Raw genomic sequence first — 1,589 nt, 5'->3', positions numbered from 1 at the left:
CCGGCCAAACCCAGGCCGAGCTGCGGCCCGCGCCTTGCGAGCGCACGCACCACGGCCCGCGGGCTAACCGACGCGAATGTGAAGACACTCCCTAGTAGTGCTTTGTTAGGTGGGTCTGGGGTTGTCGTGTGCGGTGGGTCGCTGGCAGGTGGGGCAGGTGCCGTGCCAGGTGGCGAGGAGTTGTTGGAGGTCGCGGACGACCTGGTAGAGCGTCAGGTGCTGTCCTGGGCTTTTGGGTCGGCGTCGGCGGCGATGCGCAGTTCGGTGCAGAACAGGTGGGCGGCGGTGACGAGGGTGACGTGGCGGTGCCAGCCGGTGAAGGAACGGCCTTCGAAGTGGTCCAGGCCGAGCGCGGTCTTCAGCTCCCGGTAGTCGTGTTCGATCCGCCAGCGGGTCTTCGCGAGCCGGACCAGGTCCTCGACGGGGGTGGTCTCGGGCAGGTTGGAGAGCCAGTAGTGCGACGGCTCGCCACCACCCGCCGGCCACTGCGCCAGCAGCTGGCACGGCGCGATGACACCGGTGTCGTCGGCGGGACGCGGCCGTCGGCCCGCGACGCGGACCCGCAGCAGCGTGAACCGGCCGGTCAGCTTCCCGCGGGTGCCGTCCCGCCAGGTCACCGTCCGGGCCGCGGGCTCGCCCGCAGCCCGGACGTGCTCGCCCAGCGCGACCGGCGCGGTGCGGTAGCGAGGCTTCGGGCGCGGGCCGAGACCCGAGTAGGCGGGCCGGCGTGGGACCGCGTCCAGCCGGTGCGCGGTGGCCTGCGCCTTGACCTGCACGACCCAGGACAGGCCGCGCTCGTCGAGCGCGGCACGAAACTGCGCGTTGTCGCCGTAGCCGGCGTCCGCGACCACCACCGGCGGCACCAGGCCCCAGCCCGCGAGTTCGTCGAGCATCTCCACCGCCAGCTCCCACTTCGGGCGGTGCACCTCGGCGTCGGGGATCCGGCAGCGGACGCGGCGGCCCGCCGCGTCCGCCTGCGGGTTCCACACCTGGGGCAGGAACAGCCGCCAGTCCAACGGGCACGACGCGCTGTCGGAGACGGCGTGGACACTCACGCCGACCTGGCAGTTCCCGACCTTGCCGAGCGTTCCGGAGTACTGCCGGGCGACCCCCGGCGAGGACACCCCGTCCTTGACGAACCCGGTGTCGTCCACCACCCACGCGTCCGGCTCCACCACCCGGGCGGCGCGGGCCGCCAACCGCGCCCGCACCTCGTCGACCGACCAGGTCGAGGAGGTCATGAACTGCTGCAACTGCTGGTGGTCCACCCCCAGCCGCTCGGCCATCGGCTGCATCGACTTACGCCGCCCGTCCAGCAACAGCCCACGCAGGTACGTCGCACCCTTGACCCGCTGGTCCGCACGCCGCAACGACGCGAACACCTCCGCCGCAAACGACTCCAACCGCCCCCGCACCAACGACAGTTCCCCCGGCGTCATACCAACAGCAAACCGCCGGAAACACTCCCCGCCAAGACCACATAACAAAGCACTACTAGGTCGTGTCTTCAAAGTGGTGACGCGGGATCATGGTGTTCGTGATTCGGCGTTATGAACTGACGGATGACGAGTGGGCGTTGATGGAGCCGT

General features: G+C 70.7%; 1 protein-coding gene. It reads right to left on the bottom strand.

The window, feature by feature from the left end; all coding sequences use genetic code 11:
- Window positions 1-212 precede the first annotated feature (212 nt).
- The gene (locus AB0C36_RS43105) at window positions 213-1,439 is read right to left on the bottom strand and encodes an IS701 family transposase (RefSeq protein ID WP_358365280.1); all 1,227 of its coding nucleotides are present in this window, start codon (window positions 1,437-1,439) and stop codon (window positions 213-215) included.
- Window positions 1,440-1,589 lie beyond the last annotated feature (150 nt).

It is taken from the genome of Streptodolium elevatio, assembly GCF_040649515.1.
Taxonomy (GTDB): domain Bacteria; phylum Actinomycetota; class Actinomycetes; order Streptomycetales; family Streptomycetaceae; genus Yinghuangia; species Yinghuangia elevatio.
This window is presented reverse-complemented; position numbering and strand designations above follow the sequence as displayed.

What these genes read in the sequence shown, in the direction of transcription:
- AB0C36_RS43105 (WP_358365280.1), bottom strand. Translation starts at nt 1,439, where the DNA reads ATGACGCCGGGGGAACTGTCGTTGGTGCGGGGGCGGTTGGAGTCGTTT.